Origin of the sequence: Arthrobacter sp. SPG23, assembly GCF_000876655.1 — a bacterium.
Classification (GTDB): domain Bacteria; phylum Actinomycetota; class Actinomycetes; order Actinomycetales; family Micrococcaceae; genus Arthrobacter.
The window spans coordinates 1-16,079 of record NZ_JYCN01000002.1 but is presented as its reverse complement, the minus strand read 5'-3'; the positions used below and the strand labels follow the sequence as shown (position 1 = coordinate 16,079).

At 66.9% G+C, this 16,079-nt stretch carries 16 protein-coding genes; 2 read left to right on the top strand and 14 right to left on the bottom strand.

Going from position 1 to position 16,079, the window contains the following annotated elements; translation table 11 throughout:
- Positions 1-31: 31 nt before the first annotated feature.
- Positions 32-1,690 (bottom strand): amidohydrolase, encoded by a 1,659-nt coding sequence (locus TV39_RS00950; protein ID WP_043477061.1) that lies wholly within the window; start codon positions 1,688-1,690, stop codon positions 32-34.
- Complete coding sequence (locus TV39_RS00945; RefSeq protein WP_043477056.1) at positions 1,680-3,137, bottom strand: APC family permease; 1,458 nt, start codon at positions 3,135-3,137, stop codon at positions 1,680-1,682. The genes TV39_RS00950 and TV39_RS00945 overlap by 11 nt, the downstream gene beginning before the upstream one ends.
- 155 nt (positions 3,138-3,292) lie before the next feature.
- Here TV39_RS00945 and TV39_RS00940 point away from each other — a divergent pair, with 155 nt between their 5' ends.
- Positions 3,293-3,901 (top strand): TetR/AcrR family transcriptional regulator, encoded by a 609-nt coding sequence (locus TV39_RS00940; RefSeq protein ID WP_043477053.1) that lies wholly within the window; start codon positions 3,293-3,295, stop codon positions 3,899-3,901.
- A 214-nt stretch (positions 3,902-4,115) separates the two neighbouring features.
- Positions 4,116-6,764: a non-ribosomal peptide synthetase gene (locus TV39_RS00935; RefSeq protein ID WP_082049379.1), complete on the top strand. Its 2,649-nt coding sequence runs from the start codon at positions 4,116-4,118 to the stop codon at positions 6,762-6,764.
- On the opposite strand, the gene TV39_RS00930 is transcribed toward TV39_RS00935, so the two are convergent.
- The 12 genes from TV39_RS00930 to TV39_RS00875 form a co-directional block, all read right to left on the bottom strand.
- Positions 6,694-8,202 (bottom strand): FAD-dependent oxidoreductase, encoded by a 1,509-nt coding sequence (locus tag TV39_RS00930; protein WP_043477050.1) that lies wholly within the window; start codon positions 8,200-8,202, stop codon positions 6,694-6,696. The two genes, TV39_RS00935 and TV39_RS00930, sit on opposite strands and share 71 nt — an antisense overlap.
- 76 nt (positions 8,203-8,278) lie before the next feature.
- Complete coding sequence (locus TV39_RS00925; protein ID WP_043477047.1) at positions 8,279-8,863, bottom strand: HhH-GPD-type base excision DNA repair protein; 585 nt, start codon at positions 8,861-8,863, stop codon at positions 8,279-8,281.
- A 67-nt stretch (positions 8,864-8,930) separates the two neighbouring features.
- A complete protein-coding gene (locus TV39_RS00920; RefSeq protein WP_043477044.1) occupies positions 8,931-9,983 on the bottom strand; it encodes a HoxN/HupN/NixA family nickel/cobalt transporter in 1,053 nt (350 codons plus the stop codon).
- A complete protein-coding gene (locus TV39_RS00915) occupies positions 9,983-10,813 on the bottom strand; it encodes an urease accessory protein UreD (RefSeq protein ID WP_235347228.1) in 831 nt (276 codons plus the stop codon). The genes TV39_RS00920 and TV39_RS00915 overlap by 1 nt, the downstream gene beginning before the upstream one ends.
- 59 nt (positions 10,814-10,872) lie before the next feature.
- Complete coding sequence (ureG, locus tag TV39_RS00910; RefSeq protein WP_043477037.1) at positions 10,873-11,490, bottom strand: urease accessory protein UreG; 618 nt, start codon at positions 11,488-11,490, stop codon at positions 10,873-10,875.
- 12 nt (positions 11,491-11,502) lie between these two features.
- Entirely contained in the window at positions 11,503-12,183 is a 681-nt protein-coding gene (locus TV39_RS00905; RefSeq protein ID WP_043477034.1) for an urease accessory protein UreF, read from the bottom strand.
- Entirely contained in the window at positions 12,164-12,649 is a 486-nt protein-coding gene (ureE, locus tag TV39_RS00900; RefSeq protein ID WP_043477031.1) for an urease accessory protein UreE, read from the bottom strand. Before ureE ends, TV39_RS00905 begins: the two co-directional genes overlap by 20 nt.
- Before the next feature lie 22 nt (positions 12,650-12,671).
- Positions 12,672-14,414, bottom strand: coding sequence for an urease subunit alpha (gene ureC / locus TV39_RS00895; protein WP_043477028.1), 1,743 nt, complete (start codon positions 14,412-14,414; stop codon positions 12,672-12,674).
- Positions 14,411-14,755, bottom strand: a complete 345-nt coding sequence (locus tag TV39_RS00890; protein ID WP_043477025.1) for an urease subunit beta — start codon at positions 14,753-14,755, stop codon at positions 14,411-14,413. The genes ureC and TV39_RS00890 overlap by 4 nt, the downstream gene beginning before the upstream one ends.
- Positions 14,756-14,764: 9 nt before the next feature.
- The gene (locus TV39_RS00885) at positions 14,765-15,067 is read right to left on the bottom strand and encodes an urease subunit gamma (protein ID WP_043477022.1); all 303 of its coding nucleotides are present in this window, start codon (positions 15,065-15,067) and stop codon (positions 14,765-14,767) included.
- Positions 15,068-15,182: 115 nt separating this feature from the next.
- Positions 15,183-15,485 (bottom strand): DUF4193 domain-containing protein, encoded by a 303-nt coding sequence (locus tag TV39_RS00880; RefSeq protein ID WP_011690111.1) that lies wholly within the window; start codon positions 15,483-15,485, stop codon positions 15,183-15,185.
- A gap of 190 nt (positions 15,486-15,675) precedes the next feature.
- Positions 15,676-15,990, bottom strand: coding sequence for a hypothetical protein (locus TV39_RS00875; protein WP_144406263.1), 315 nt, complete (start codon positions 15,988-15,990; stop codon positions 15,676-15,678).
- Between the last annotated feature and the right edge of the window lie 89 nt (positions 15,991-16,079).

Genomic DNA, 16,079 nt, shown 5'->3' with positions numbered 1-16,079 from the left:
GGGCGGCGTCCGCCGTCGCCGCGGCCGCGTCCTACCGGGCTGACCCCACCGCCAGGTGCTGCACACGTCCGTCCACGAACGTGGCCAGAACCTGAGCGGCAGCCAGGTCATCCGGGGCAACCGACAGCGGATCTACGTCGAACACTGTGAAGTCCGCGCGCTTGCCCACGGTGACGGACCCGGAGACCGCCCACTCCCCCGCAGCCTTGGCAGCATGCGAGGTGTAGCCTTCGAGCGCCTGCAAGGCAGTGAGTGCCTGGCCCGGAACGACCGGCTGCTCGCCCGGCTTGCCGGCCCGCCGTCGTAATTGCGCGTCCGCCAGGATGGGCAGCGGCTCGAACGGCGCGATCGGCCAGTCGGAGCCGAGCGCCAGGGTGGTGCCCGCCGCGCGGAGGTCCGCGCACCGCCAGCCGTTGTTCGCGCGCTCCGTGCCCAGCCGCGTGGACCAGTTGTCCGACTGGTCGGCGCGGGAATAGTGGGTGCAGTGCGACGGCTGCATGCTCGCCACCAAACCCGCCCGGGAGAACCTCTCAATCAGGGCGTCCGGGACAGTTTCGAGGTGTTCGACCCGGTGCACGGCTTCCGGCCCAACCGACCGCACCGCGGGAGGCAGCGACTCGAAGGCATCCAGGACCGCGGCCACTCCGGCGTCGCCGATCGCGTGTGTGGCCGTGGGGATCCCGCGGCCGGCGAAGAAGCGCACCGCCGCCGCGTACTCCTCGGGGCGCGGCCAGAACGGGGCCACGGACTCCCCGTAGAGATCGGGTTCAAACAGCCACGCGGTGCCGTTGTCCACCGTGCCGTCAACGAACAGCTTGATGCCGGCCACCTCCCAGCGCTTTCCGCCCACCCCGATCTGCTCCGCGAGCCGGCGCCAGTCTTCCTCGCCGCTGCCGGGCATGCACCACGGTGAGATCCGCAGGCGCAGCGGGAGACCGCCATACAGGTCATCTTCGAGCGCCTCATCTTCGAGCGCCCGGAAGAGCTCCAGTGAGCCCTCCCCGCAGTCCATCACGTGCGCCCCCGTCAGCCCGGACCGGGAGAACTGCATGAAGAATTCCGCCAGCCTCGCCTTCCGCTCGTCAAAGGACTCCGCTGGCATCAGCTGCGCCACCAGCTCGATGGCGGCGGCCTCCAGCAGGAGCCCCGTGGGCCTGCCGCCGGGGTCGCAGACAACTTCCGAGGCCTGGTCGAACTTCCGTGGTCCGGTGACCCCCGCCAGTTCGAGTGCCCTGGAGCTGGCCAGTGCGGAATGCCCGTCGAAAAGGCGGATGAGGCACGGCAGCCCGGAGACGACGTCGTCAATCAGCTCGCGGTGGGGGGCGGCGGATCCGAACACATTGGGGTCCAGGCCCCAGCCCCGCACCCAGTCCCCCGGGGTAGCTGCCTCCGCTTCGGTGCGCAACAGTGCGCGCACCCCGGCAAGATCCGTGGCGCCGGAAAGGTCGCAGCCGCGCGTCAGTTCCAGGCCGAAGACAGGGTGGATGTGGCAGTCCACCAGGCCGGGAGTCAGCACGGCGGCGCCGAAGTCGATGACCTCCGCTGCCGGCCAGCTCTCGGCATCCGAACGGCTTCCGACGGCGGCAATCATGCCGCCCTGGACGGCCACCGCCTGCGGCGCGGGACTTTGGGCGGGCCTGCCATCCATCGTGTGGATGGTGCCGGCGAGGATGATCACGTCAGGATTCATGGGTTTCGAAGCTTCCAATCTGTGCAAAGGTCGCGGGACGGTGGCGGCGCACCCAGCGGGCGGCCAGGAGCCCGGCGATGAAGACGAGGGGCGTCACCAGGATGAGGATGGTGTTGGTCAGCGCGTCGGCGAAGGTGAGCAGCTCGATGTTCAGGCCGATCAGCAGCACCACGCCGAAGAGCAGGATGGCCGAGGCCAGGCTGAGCGGCACCATGAGTTTGTGCGTCGCCGCGGCGGGATTCCGGCGCAGGTAGAGGAAGGCTGCGACTGACACCAGGCCCTGGAGCCCGACAATGCCGAAGATCCCCGGCGTGTTCACCCAGATCAGCAGCTGCTGGTAGGGGTCGGCGTTGAGCAGGGCGCAGATGGCGATGACCACGGCGGCGAGGATGGTCTGCAACTGGCCTGCGCGGTGCGGGGATTGGAACCTGGCGTGGGTTCGGCCGAGGAAAGCGGGCAGGACGCCGTCGCGCGCCAGCATGTAGACGTAGCGGTTGATCGCGTTGTGGAAGGCGAGCTGCGAGGCGTAGACACTGGTGACGATCAGGACGTACATCACCACTTCGGCCCACGGCCCCACATAGCGGTTGATGGTCTGGAAGAACATCCCGCCGGCCATTTCACCCGCGGCTTCGGCGGCGCGGTCTTCCCCGTAGGCCTGGACCACGGTCCAGACGATGAAGGCGTAGAACACGGACATAAAGCCGACGGCGATGTACATGGCCCGCGGCACGGATGTGTCCGGGTTGCGGGCCTCGGAACGGTACAGCACGGTGGACTCGAAGCCCATGAAAGCGGCGAAGCAGATGCCAAGGATTGCCAGGACGCCAGGACCGAACGCGTTCTCCGGGCTGAAGGACCCCACGCTGATCCCGTGGGCTCCGCCGCTGCCGAGGATGCCCGCTCCCATCACGGCCAGGATGCCCGTCTCGGCCACCAGGAGCACGCCGAGCACCTTCGCGCCGACGTCGATCCCCCGGTAGCCGAGGAACCATACGGCTGCGACGGCGGCGAGCGCGATGGCCGGCCAGGGCACCTCGAGCCCGAACAGCACCTTGAACATGTCGTGGGTCTGGACGGCGAAGAGACCGTAGACGCCGATCTGGAGGCAGTTGTAGGAGACGATCGCCAGGATGGCGGAGGCCAGTCCCACGGTCTTGCCCATGGCAAGTGAGATGTACGTGTAGAAGCCGCCGGATGCCTTGACGTGGCGGGTCATGGCCATGAAGCCGATCGCGAAGAGGGTGAGCACGATGCCCGCGAGAAGGTAGCCGGCCGGGGCTCCGATGCCGCCCACGCCGATGGCCACGGGTGCCACGCCTGCCATGACGGTCAGCGGGGCTGCTGCGGAGATGACGAGGAAGGCGATGCCGCCCGTTCCCAGGGCATTGCGCTTGAGGGAGCCGTCCGCGGACGACGTCGGTGGTCTGGTTTGGGTATCCGGCACTAGTCCGTCCTTTCTTGGGAGCCCTGCTAAACGAAAGGCTTTCGTTTATTATGGAGGCGTGTGGCGCAGAGCACAATAGTTTTCCGAAAACGACGCCGCCGGGGGCCGCCGACTAGGCTGGGCTTGACCTTCAAGAGCTGCAGTCAGGAGAACCCATGGGGCGCCCGCTCCTCCCGCTGATATCCGTGGAGGCCCTCACCACGGCCGCCCTCGAGCTGGTCGATGAGAGCGGCGACTTCAGCTTCCCGAAACTGGCGAAGAAGATCGGCGTCAGCCAGTCCTCCATCTACAACCACGTCAGCGGCAGGGACGAGATCCTGGAGCTCCTGCGCCACCGGATCATCACCGAAGAGCCGTATCCGCCGGTGGACCACGGCGACTGGGAAGCGGCCCTGCGGGTCCTGATCCGCGCCTACCGGGACGCGTTCGTGCGCCACCCGCGGCTGGCACCGCTCCTGGTCCTGCAAACGATCACCGATCCGGACGTCATCGGACTTTACGAGGACCTGGCGCTGGCCCTTGAGGCGGCAGGATTTCGGGGACGGGACGTGGTGGCGGCCATCTCCACGATCGACAGCTTTGCCCTGGGAGCCGCATTGGACCTCGCGGCTCCGGAAGTTGTCTGGGACCCGCCGGCGGAGGGCTACCCCACGCTCAAGCGCGCACTCGGCAATGCCGGCCCATCCGAGGAACGGGGCGGGCACGCCTTCGACTTCGGCTTGGATGTAATTATCGGCGGACTCCGGGCGAAGCTGGCTGGGTAACGCCGACGGAAGGCGCGTGAACGGCTGGTTACGCGGCTCGGGCCGGCGGCTGCGCTCAGCTGAGGCCCGCCGGGGGGCTGGCCACATAGATGTCGATGACTTGCGGGTTAGAAAAACGGCTGGAGAAATAGGACACATAAAGTTTTCTTAATTCCGGCAATTACCGGTACTGTTTCGTGGTTAGGCCAGCCTAAGTACGGATTTGAGGACCACGATGATTCCTGCCCCGCCCCTCGCAGGCCCTGGCACAGGGCAGGACCTCTGCCCGGCAACCTTCGCTGGCAGTCTCGCCCGGCACGGCGATCTCCCTGCCGTCTTGACGGGGGCGGCGTCCCTCTCCTACCGGGAACTGGCCGACTTGGTCGATGCCGCTGCGGGCCGTCTGGGTCCCGTGCGGCGCCTCGTGTTGCTGGCCGCTCAGAACGACCTGGATTCGCTGGTTGCCTACCTGGCAGCCCTTTCCTCCGGCCACCCGCTCATCCTGGTTCCCGCGAACAAACCGGGTTCCGTTGACTCCATCGCAGCTGCCTACAGACCCGACGTCATCCTCCGGTCCGGAGGCGGCGCCGGCAGCCCGGCCGTCGAAGAAGTGCGGCCCGGCACATCGCACGAACTCCATCCCGACCTCGCCCTGCTCCTGAGCACCTCGGGATCCACCGGCTCGCCAAAACTCGTGCGCCTCTCGCACGCCAATCTGCAATCGAACGCGGAGTCCATCGCCGAATACCTGGGCATCCGCTCGGAGGACCGTGCGGCCACGACCCTGCCGATGTCCTACTGCTACGGGCTTTCCGTCATCAACAGCCACCTTGCACGCGGTGCCGCGCTGGTGCTCACGGATCTGTCCGTCGTCGACCCGTGCTTCTGGGGCCTTTTTGCCGCCCACGGTGCGACGTCCTTTGCAGCAGTCCCCTACACCTTTGAGCTTTTGGACCGCGTCGGTTTCACCGGGATGGATTTGCCGCACCTGCGCTATGTGACGCAGGCCGGCGGGAGGCTTGCCCCTGAGCGAGTGCGCGAGTTCTCACGGCTGGGCCGGCGGCGGGGTTGGGATCTGTTTGTGATGTACGGGGCCACTGAAGCAACGGCCCGGATGGCCTATCTGCCCCCTGAACTGGCGGAAACGTCGCCGGAAACCATCGGCATCCCCGTGCCGGGCGGCTCCTTCCGGATAGACCCGGTCCCGGGATTGGACGACGGCGAGCTCGTTTATTCCGGCCCGAATGTGATGCTGGGCTATGCCGAGAGCCCGGACGACCTCTCGACGGGCCGAACTATTGCGGAACTTCGTACGGGAGACCTGGCCAGGCAGCATCCCGCCGGCATCTACGAGATCGTGGGACGGAGGAGCCGGTTCGTCAAGGTGGTCGGGTTGCGCGTGGATCTCGGGCAGGTGGAGCAGGTCCTCTCCGGGCTGGGCGTCGCCGGGGCCTGCGCGGGATCCGACGATGGCCTGGTTGTTGCCGTGGAAGGCGACCATGATGAACGGCTGCTGGGCAAGGTCCTCGCGCAGAGCCTTGGCCTGCCGCGCCCGTCCGTCGACGTGCACGCCGTCGAGCACCTTCCGCGGCTGGGGAGCGGGAAGGTGGACTACCAGGCCATCCTGGAGCTCGCCGCCACGAGGGCGGCCCCCGCACCCACATTCGATGCGCCCGCCACCGCCCCTGACGAGGGACCGGCGGACGTCCGGAAGATCTTCGAGGAACAGCTGGAGCACGACGACGTCACGGACGACAGCACCTTCGTCACCCTCGGTGGAGACTCGCTGTCCTACGTGGCCGTCTCCGTCCGGCTGGAAAAAGCCCTCGGCAACCTCCCGCCGGACTGGCATGTGCGCACGGTCCGCGAACTCATGAACCCCGGGAAGCCCCCGCGGCAAAGGCGCAGGCGGTTCTTTGCCCCGCTGGAGACGGGGATTGTCCTGAGGGCGCTTGCGATCGTGTTCATCGTCAGCACCCACGTTGGGCTTTTCAGCTGGCAGGGCACCGCGCACGTTCTAATGGCCCTCGCCGGGTTCAACTTTGCCCGCTTCCAGCTCGCCGGCGAACGGCTGCCCCGCCTTCGCCGCCAACTGCGCAGCCTCGGCAGGGTCGTTGTTCCCAGCGTCCTCTTCATTGGCGCGGCCTACCTGCTCACTGACCGGTACAGCCTCGCCAACGTCCTGCTCCTCAACGCCATCATCGGTCCGGAAGAGGTGACCACACAGTGGCACTTCTGGTTTGTGGAGGTGTTGGTGTACATCCTTGCTGCGGCAGCCGCCTTGCTGGCCGTTCCCTGGGCGGATCGCGCGGAGCGACGCTTCCCTTGGGCTTTCCCCCTGGTGCTGACAGGAATGGGGCTGCTGGAACGCTTTGAACTGGTGGACCCCGAGGTGCCCAACACCGGACCGGTACTGTGGCTGTTCGCACTCGGCTGGGCGGTGGCGCGTTCGCAAGGCCTGGCCCAGCGGCTCGCTGTCACGACCATCACTGTGCTCACCGTTCCGGGCTTCTTCGACAACCCGGAACGTGAAGCGACACTCGTTGCCGGAATCCTCCTGCTCATCTGGCTCCCCAGCATCCCGGTGCCCGCCCGCCTGCACCGCTTCGTGGGCCTGCTGGCTGCGTCCTCCCTATACGCCTACCTCACACATTGGCTGGCTTATCCGATGCTGGTCGACATCAGCCCTGCCCTGGCCGTGGCCGCTTCGCTTGCCGCCGGAGTTGCGTACTGGGCGCTGTCCATGCGTGTGATGGCGGCGTTGCGTCGTTGGAAGAGGGCCCGGCCCGGGGAAAGGCGCCAGGATGATTGTCCTAGGCAGGCGCCTGGCCGGGATCGAGGTTCCTGGTGGCCGGGCCTTGGATTACCGTCCCGTCGGTGCTGAACCGGGAGCCGTGGCACGGGCAGTCCCAGGTCACGTCGGCCGGGTTGAACTCCACGGTGCAGCCCAGGTGCGTGCAAACCGCCGAGACGGCGCTGACCTCCCCCGCGGGGCTGAGGTAGACGGCGGTCTTGACCCCGCCTACGTCCATGACTCTTCCTTCTCCGGGAACGAGGTCCGGCCGGACCGGAACGGAGCCGGCCTGCCCGGCGGGAGGCGCCGGCGCTTCCTCTGTCGCAGCCGGCATCGTATCCTCCTCGCGGACGGCCCGAGTGCTGTCAAACAAGGCCGCCCCCGGGTTGTGCGTCCCGCAGAGGGTGTCCCGGAGGATCAGCGCAGCAGCCGTTCCGTTGGTCAGGCCCCATTTGCGCAGGCCCGTGACCACGTGGACGTGCCGGAAGTCCGGCGACAGGCGGCCGACGAAGGGCAGCCCGTCGGCGGGCATGGCGTCCTGGGTGGACCAGCGGAAGGCGATCTCCCCGGCACCCAGGCGGTCCCGGGCAAAAGCGTCGAGCCTGCGGTACCGTTCGGCGGAGTCAACCTGCTCCGAGGCGGGGTGTCCCTCACCGCCGGCAAGGACATAGCTGACGCCCTCCACGTTGACGGTCAGGATGGAGCGCATCGGCTCGTCAACGCTGACGAAGGTGGCGTCCTGCGGCGGCAGGCCGGAGCGGGCAGCAACGATATAGGAGCGGTGCGGGTAGCACCGCCCGGCGAAGATTCCGTTGTCCCCGAACGGCATATTCGTGGCCACGATGATTTCCTTCGCCCGGACCGAGCCTCGCCCCGTGTCGACGACGGCCGGCGATCCGTCCCGGAAGCCGGTGGCTGGCGACTCTTCGAAGACAAAGCTGCCATCGCCGTCCACTGCGCGGGCCAGGCCTTGCACGTACCTGAGTGCGTGGATCTGCGCCTGGTTGTCGAAGCGCACCGCCCCGCGGACGTCGAACGGCAGCGGCACCTCGGTGGTAAAGGACGCCGGAAGCCCGAGCCTCCCGGCGAGCGCAGCCTCCTCCCGGACCAGCGCAAGGGCAGGGTCCGATTCGGCGTAGGTGTAGTTGGAGACCCGCCGGAAGCCGCAGTCGATCCCTTCGTCCGCCACAGTGCCGGCGACGTGCTCGATCGCGGCCTCGTTGGCCTGCCCGTAGAGGCGGGCTGCCGCGTAGCCGTGATGTGCGGCAAGTTCGGTGTAGGCCAGCCGGTGCAGCGACGTGACCTTGCCTGTGGTGTTCCCGGTGACTCCGGCGCCCACCCTGGCGGCCTCCAGCACGGCCACCGTCTGGCCGGCACGCTTCAGTGCCAGTGCGGCGGTGAGGCCCGCGATGCCGCCACCGATCACGGCTACATCGACGTCGATGCCCTCCCGGAGCGCGGCGTAGCCGGTCGGTGCGCTGCTGGCCACCCACAGGGAACCCGGCCTGCCTGCGAGGTGCTCAGTCACTGATGGTCCCGCCTTCCACGTAGTCGGCTTCCCCAACTAGTACGCTTCCCGACGCCGGGCGGTCAATGCCGGCCGGTCAGTCCCCGGCGGTTTTCGCGGCCTTGGCAGCGGCCTTGGCTGCCTGCTTGCTGGCCCGCACCTTGACCAGGGACTCCGGATCCACAATGTCGGCCACGGACAGGTAGGCGTCCTCCTGGCCGTAGTGGCCGGCCGCTTCGCGCCACCCTTCGGCTTTGAGGCCGCACTGCTTCCCGAGCAGGGCGAGGAAGATCTTAGCCTTTTGCTCGCCGAATCCCGGCAGGGCCTTCAGCCGGCGAAGCACTTCCTTGCCGTCGGGGTCGCCCTGCGTCCAGATGGCTGTGGCGTCCCCGTTCCACTCCTGGTGAACGGTCTCCGCGAGCGCCTGGACGCGTCCGGCCATGGAGCCGGGGAAGCGGTGCACGGCCGGGCGCTCCTTGAACATCTCGACGAATTCCTGCGGATCGTACCCGGCGATCGCCGCAGGGTCCATGGAACCGATGCGCGTCCGGATCTTCTCGGGACCGGCAAACGCCGACTCCATGGTCACCTGCTGGTCAAGCAGCATTCCGGTGAGCAGTGCAAACGCGTCGTCGCTGAGTAGTTTGTCGGCAGCCGGGTCCCCGGTGATGTGCAGTTCCATGCGTCCTATCCTGCCATCCGCTCCGGCCTGCGTCATGGGGCTCCCGCGGGATCGGTCGCCGATCATGCTAGACGGCCTGTGAGCGGCCCTTCCACCGCTCCCGCCACGCCGCAGCGCCCCACACGGCCAGCAGTACCGCCACCAGCAGCAGTCCGGCCTCGCCCAGGTCCACCGCGCCCAGCCAGGTGGTCAGGGGATCCTCCAAACCAAACGCCGCATTGAAGAATCCGCCCAGCGTGATGGCTGAAATGAACAGCGCGGACACGGCCGAGATCCCGGTGATCAGGGCGTTGAAGCCAAGTTTCCGTTGCGGATTATGGATGGCCGACAGGTAGATGCGCATCATGGCCACACCGTTCGTGGTGTCGCAGAGCGTCATGGCCGCGGTGAACGCCAGCGGCAGCGCCAGCAACGCGAGCGGGGAGACTCCGGCGAGGGAGGCCGCCGTCGTCATCACCAAAAGCCCGATGGTGGTGGCCGTATCGAAACCCAGCCCGAAAAGGAAGCCGATCACGTAGATGTTCCGCGGCCGCTGGACCTTGGACAGCGGCCTGGCCAGCAGGCGTGCCACGAAACCCTTCGCCTCGAGGTCTTCGTCCCGCACTGCCCCGCCGCCCTGTACGTTGCGGTATGCCTGCGCGGCCCGGACGAACGCCGAGCCGTTGAACAGGCCCATGGCCAGCAGGAACAACCCGGAAACCCCGCTGCCGATCAGTCCAAGCACCACGTTCCCGGCGGTCCCTTCGGTCATGAACCGGCCCACCATCGCGGCGCCGCCCACCACCAGGACACCGGCCAGGACCACCACCGAGCTGTGGCCCAGGCTGAACGCGAACCCCACGCTCACCGGGTCCCTGTGCTGGGCCACGAACTTCCGCGTCGAATTGTCGATCGCGGCGAGGTGGTCCCAGTCGTAGCTGTGCTTGACGCCGGCCAGGTAGGCGGTGAGCACCAGCCCCAGCGCCAACGGTTGCGCGGCACCCGCCGAACCGGCCAGCAAAAGTACGACGGCGGCAAGATGGAGTGCTCCCACGGCACCGAAGGCGAAGAACAGGCGGGTCCGGAGCGGCAACTGCTCCCGTTCCCGGTACATCGCGGCGAACCCTGCCAGCGTCGTCATCAGTACTTCCTCAGGTTCAGGGGCGCCTGCCCGTGCCAGCGGTCCCGCAGCAGGGCGGTGCACGCGCCCAGCAGCCGGTTGAGTTCCTCCGTGGAATTGGAGAGCGACCGCAGCACCAGGCCGGTGGTTCCGCCGACGGATGCGGTCAAGGACACCCCTGTGCATGCGTCGTGCCCGGCCGTCAGCGCGTGGAACTCATCGGCGAGCGCCTGGTCCACGCGGGCGTCCACCACCACCAGCGAACCCAGATGGCTGTAGCCCTCCATGAACCCCATGCCGGTGACATCGTTGAGGGGCGGCCGGATCAGCAGGTTGTCCAGCGCCAGCAGACCGGCGCCCTCCGGCGTCTCCACTCGGATTTCGTTGCGGAGCCGCAGTTCCTCGTACCGGAACGACGCCCTGTCGGGGGACCACCCCGGCGTGACCACTTCAGCCATCACCAGGCTCGACGACGGCCGCACGGTAATGCGCGTGTCCTGCCGGTAGCTGGCCTCCCGGTACGCGATCAGCTGGTCCGGAGCCAACTCCAGCTGCGCCCCCTCCCCCAGCCGCAGGGTCATCCGCTGCTCGGCAAAGGAGCCGGGAGTCCGGTAGATCTTCGTGGCCGACTGCGTGGTCAGCAGGAGCCTCGCCCCGTCCGCCACCTCCACGTCAATGACGTAAAGGTCAGCCCCCAAATAGGCCCCGCCCGGATTCACCATGACATAACAAACCTGCCCGGAGTCATCCAGGTAATGCGGCCGCAATATCCTCAAGGCGCCCCGATGGTACTGATGCGCGGCCACCGACTTGCCACCCCGAGCAGCGACGACAAGCTCCAGCTCCCCCATCGGGGTTTCAAGAGGCTCAACCGCCGGTGCTTGAGCCTGTCGAAATCCCGCCGTCGTGCTCATTGCGCCAGGTCGAGCATCAGGACGTCGCGCCGCACCCATTCGATGACGGCGTCCAGCCCTTCGTCCGTTTTCAGGTTGGTGAAGCAGAACGGCTTGTTGCCCCTGAATTCCTTTGAATCCCGCTCCATGACGGCGAGGTCGGCGCCGACGTGCGGGGCAAGGTCCGTTTTGTTGATGATGAAGAGGTCGGACTTGATCATGCCCTGGCCGGCCTTGCGCGGGATCTTCTCGCCCTGGGCCACGTCGATGATGTAGATCGAGAAATCGACGAGCTCGGGGCTGAACGTGGCAGAGAGGTTGTCGCCGCCGGATTCCACGAAGATGACCTGCAGGTCCGGGTGGCGCTTCTTGAGTTCCTCGATGGCCGCGGTGTTCATGGACGTGTCTTCGCGGATGGCGGTGTGCGGGCAGCCGCCGGTTTCGACGCCGATGATCCGGTCCTCGGGCAGGATGCCGTTGGCGGCCAGGATCTTGGCGTCCTCGATGGTGTAGATGTCGTTGGTGATGGCGGCCATGGAGATTCCGCGGCTCATGTGCCGGGTCAGCCGCTCCACGAGCTGCGTCTTGCCGGCGCCTACCGGTCCGCCGATGCCGATCTTGATGGGTTCAGACATGGTGTCCTCCTGCTAGCTCATGAACATGCGGGCACGTTGACGTTCGTGCCGCATCTGCGAAATTTCCAGTCCGGGGCTGACGGCCCCGAAGTCGTCCGGCGCCAGGCGGCCGATCCGTTCGACGGCGGCAGCGACGCCGTCGGACGCTGTCCGCAGCAGCCGCTGGCCGGCGTTCTGCCCCAGCGGAATGGCGCGGACGGCGTTCTGGGTCAGTGAGGTGGCCGCGGCGAAAAGGTACGCGGCCAGCGCCTCTGTGCGCGGCACGCCCAGGGAACGGGCGACGACGGCGAACGCCAGCGGCTGGTGGCCGGCGGCGCGGCCGGCGGTCACCAGCTCCCGGTACTCCGCCAGCTCCGGGGAAGGGAAGACCTCGGAGCCGATCTCGAGCAGCCGGGTGCCCATCTTGGTGCTCGCCTCCCGCAGCTGCCGCGGGAGGAGCTGCGCGGTGAGCAGCGAGTCCAGCTCCGACACGGGAACGTCCTCATAGAGGAACCGGATGGCCAGCCCGTCGGAGTAGGTGAGCTGCTGCCCGATGAACGCGGAAAGCCACACCCCGAAGCTCGCCTCGTCGTGGACCAGCCCGCGCTCAATGTAGGTCTCAAAGCCGAGGGAGTGCGCAAAAGCCCCGGTGGGCAGGGCGGAGTCCGTCAGCTGCTGCAGCGCGAGCTGGTAGCTAGTGGCTGTGTTCGGCATGGCGGAAGGGTACGGGCATGACGCGTTCCTGGCGGTCGTAGGGCACGCCGACGTATTTGAGGTAGTCCTCCACGGTGTGGTCGTAGGCGCACACCATCACCTCGGCGCCGTACTCCGAGGACGCATCGAAGAACTGGGCCTGCAGGTGCCGGTTGCCCAGAGAGTGCGCCACCACGCCCATCTCGTGGATGGTCCGGGGCGCCACCACCAGGACGTCGGTGGGCAGCACGGACACCACGATCATGTTGGATTCGGCCACGTGCAGGATGTCGCCGTCGCGGAGGTCACCGGATCCGGACGGCAGCCGGATGCCGATCTCCTGGCCGTGGTCTGTGGTGACGCGCTGGATGCGCTTCACCAGCTGGGTGCTGGGCAGCACCACCTTCTCCTGGTGCAGCCCGGCGAAGGCGGCGGTTTCAGCGGCAGGGAGGTCGTGCAGGTTGCCGAGGATCTTATCGATAATCACGGGTGCTCCGGTGCTCGGGAGGTTAGAAGAGGAAGTAGCGCTGGGCCATGGGCAGCACGTCCGACGGCTCACAGGTGACATCCTCGCCGTCCACGGTCACCTGGTACGTTTCCGGGTCCACCTGGATGTCCGGGGTGGCGTCGTTGAACTTGAGGTCGGCCTTGGACAGCGAGCGGATCCCGGACACGGGCCGGATGACCTTCTGCAGGCCCAGCTCCTCGGGCACGCCGGCGTCGATGGCGGCCTGGGACAGGAAGGTGATGGAGCACTGCTGAACCGCTTTGCCGAACGCGGCAAACATCGGGCGCATGGTCCGCGGCTGCGGAGTGGGGATGGAGGCGTTGGCGTCGCCCATCAGTGCGTAGGCGATCTGGCCGCCCTTGAGCACCAGTTCGGGCTTCACTCCGAAGAACGCGGGGTCCCAGAGCACCAGGTCCGCGAACTTGCCCTCCTCCACCGAGCCGATGGAATCCGCCATGCCCTGCGCGATCGCGGCGTTGATGGTGTACTTCGCCACGTAGCGCTTGATCCGGAAGTTGTCGCTGTCTTCGGATCCATGGGCAGCGGCCGCGCTCTCCCCCCGGGGGTCCTTCAGCACGCCGCGCTGCTTCTTCATCTTGTCCGCAACCTGCCAGGTGCGGGTGATCACCTCGCCCACCCGGCCCATGGCCTGGGAGTCGGAAGAGGTGATGGCGAAGATGCCCATATCCTGCAGGACGTCCTCCGCGGCGATGGTTTCGGCGCGGATGCGGGAATCGGCGAAGGCCACGTCTTCCGGGATGTCCGGGTTGAGGTGGTGGCACACCATCAGCATGTCCAGGTGCTCTTCGATGGTGTTGCGCGTGTAAGGCAGCGTGGGGTTGGTGGAGGCGGGCAGGACGTTGGGCAGCCCTGCGATCTTGATGATGTCCGGGGCGTGGCCGCCGCCGGCGCCCTCGGTGTGGAAGGTGTGGATCACCCGGCCTGCAATGGCCCGGATGGTGTCCTCCACGAAGCCGCACTCGTTGAGGGTGTCCGTGTGGATGGCCACCTGGACGTCGTATTCGTCCGCCACCTTCAAGGAGTTGTCGATCGAGGACGTGGTGGAACCCCAGTCCTCGTGCACCTTGAGCCCGATGGCGCCGGCCCGGATCTGTTCGGCCAGCGGTTCGACGGCGGAGGCGTGGCCCTTACCGAACAGCCCGATGTTGATGGGCATCCCCTCGGTGGCCTGCAGCATCCGCTGGATGTGCCATTTGCCGGGCGTGACGGTGGTGGCCTTGGTGCCTTCCGCCGGCCCGGTTCCGCCGCCCACCATGGTGGTCACGCCGCTGGTGAGTGCGGTGGGGACCTGGTCCGGGGAGATGAAGTGGATGTGTGTGTCCACGCCGCCGGCGGTGAGGATCTTCCGCTCTCCGGCGATGATTTCGGTGCTGGCGCCGATCACGATGTCCACGCCGTCGGTGATCTGCGGGTTGCCGGCCTTGCCGATCTTGAAGATGTGGCCGTCCCTGATGGCCACGTCCGCCTTGTAGATGCCGGTGTAGTCCAGGATGACGGCGTTGGTGATGACGGTGTCCGGCACGTCTTCTTCCCGGGTCACCTGGCCGTTCTGGCCCATGCCGTCGCGGATTACCTTTCCGCCGCCGAACACCACTTCCTCGCCGTACACGGTGAGGTCCTTTTCGATCTCAAGGAACAACTCGGTGTCCGCGAGGCGGATGGAGTCACCCGTCGTCGGGCCGTAAAGGTCTGCGTACTGCCTGCGGGTCAGTTCGAAGCTCACTTGGCACCCTCCGTCCTTCCGGATTGTCCGGCCGTTGCCAGCGGGCCGTTGACGGCGTTGCTGAGGCCGAACACCTCGCGGCTGCCCGCCAGTTCGATCAGCCGGACGGTCTTGCTGTCCCCCGGCTCAAACCGGGCCGCGGTGCCGGCCGGTATGTCCAGCCGGCGGCCGTAGGCAGCCGTGCGGTCGAACTCAAGGGCGGCGTTCGCTTCAGCGAAGTGGTAGTGCGAGCCCACCTGCACGGGCCGGTCACCGGTGTTAACGACGACGACGTCGATCGCCTCGCGTCCGGCGTTAACCAGCACGGGCGCGGACCCGAGAATGTACTCTCCTGGAATCATCGCCTGCCCCTAGCGGATCGGATCGTGGACAGTGACGAGCTTGGTGCCGTCCGGGAACGTTGCTTCGATCTGGACGTCGTGGATCATTTCAGGCACGCCCTCCATCACGTCGTCGCGGGTCAGCAGCGTGGTGCCGTAGCTCATGAGTTCCGCCACCGTGCGGCCGTCCCGGGCACCCTCGATCAGTTCGTAGCTGATGATCGCCACGGATTCAGGGAAGTTCAGCTTCAGGCCGCGGGCCTGACGGCGGCGGGCAAGGTCTGCGGCGACCACGATCATGAGCTTTTCCTGCTCACGGGGCATCAGATGCATCGGAAATCCCTTCAACGTACTGCTTATGTAACCACAGTAGGCCGGTCACATTTCCGTGAGATTTCCGGGGCCCTTCTCCCGTTTTCAGGGACGGCTGGAGACGACGGGGAGGCCCTTAGCCTTCACATTCAACGCAATAGGCGTGACCGTTCTTTTCGCGGGCGATCTGGGACCGGTGCCGGACCAGGAAACAGGAATAGCAGGTGAATTCATCCTGTGCCTGCGGGATGACCTGGACTACCAGTTCCTCGGCGACGAACTCCCCGCCGGGGACCATGCCGTCATCGAGGGCGTCGGTCTCATCCAGTTCCCGGACGACGCTTCGCGCATCGGGGGCGTTGGCGGACTGGAGCGCCTCCAGGGAGTTCTCCTGGGATTCCTTGACGTCGGATCGTACTTCGTCGTAATCGGTTGCCACTGGGGTGTTTCTCTTTTCTGATGTTCTTGTCTGACGGGAATGCAACCTACACCATCGCACCCTTATTCCCGCTCCACCACCACGAACTAAGTCGAAGTGGTGTAATGTGCGGCACGCTGTGCGAAAAATCAGGCCGCGGGCGCTGCCGTGGAGTCCCTGACCACCAGCGGGTAGCCAATTCTACGCGTGTTTATTCCAGGGTTTCGCCGTTGGCCGCAAGCGCGAACAGCTGGCGCGCGCCGGCGACGCCGAAGTAGCGCTGGAAATGAGCGGCCACACTGTAGTCCGGATTCGCCGAGATGTTGTTGGCACGCAGCGAGGCGGCAGAGGGCCAGCCGGAGGGCCAGGAATGCCGCCGCCTGCGGCAACAACGGCGGTGCCGGCCCTTGCGGCTGCGGTTCCGGGGCAACTCTGAAGCCGCGTTTTGAGGCCGCTTTATTGTCGGTGCCTGCTGGCATGCTGTGGGTATGGAGGGCAGGGTGGTTGCGGAGACGTTGGAGGCCATGGAGGCTTCCCTTGCCGTGTTGGCTGCATGTGCCGGTCACGGGGCCGGGAACGTGGCCGGGGCCGGGGCCGGGAGCGTGGGCGGGGCCG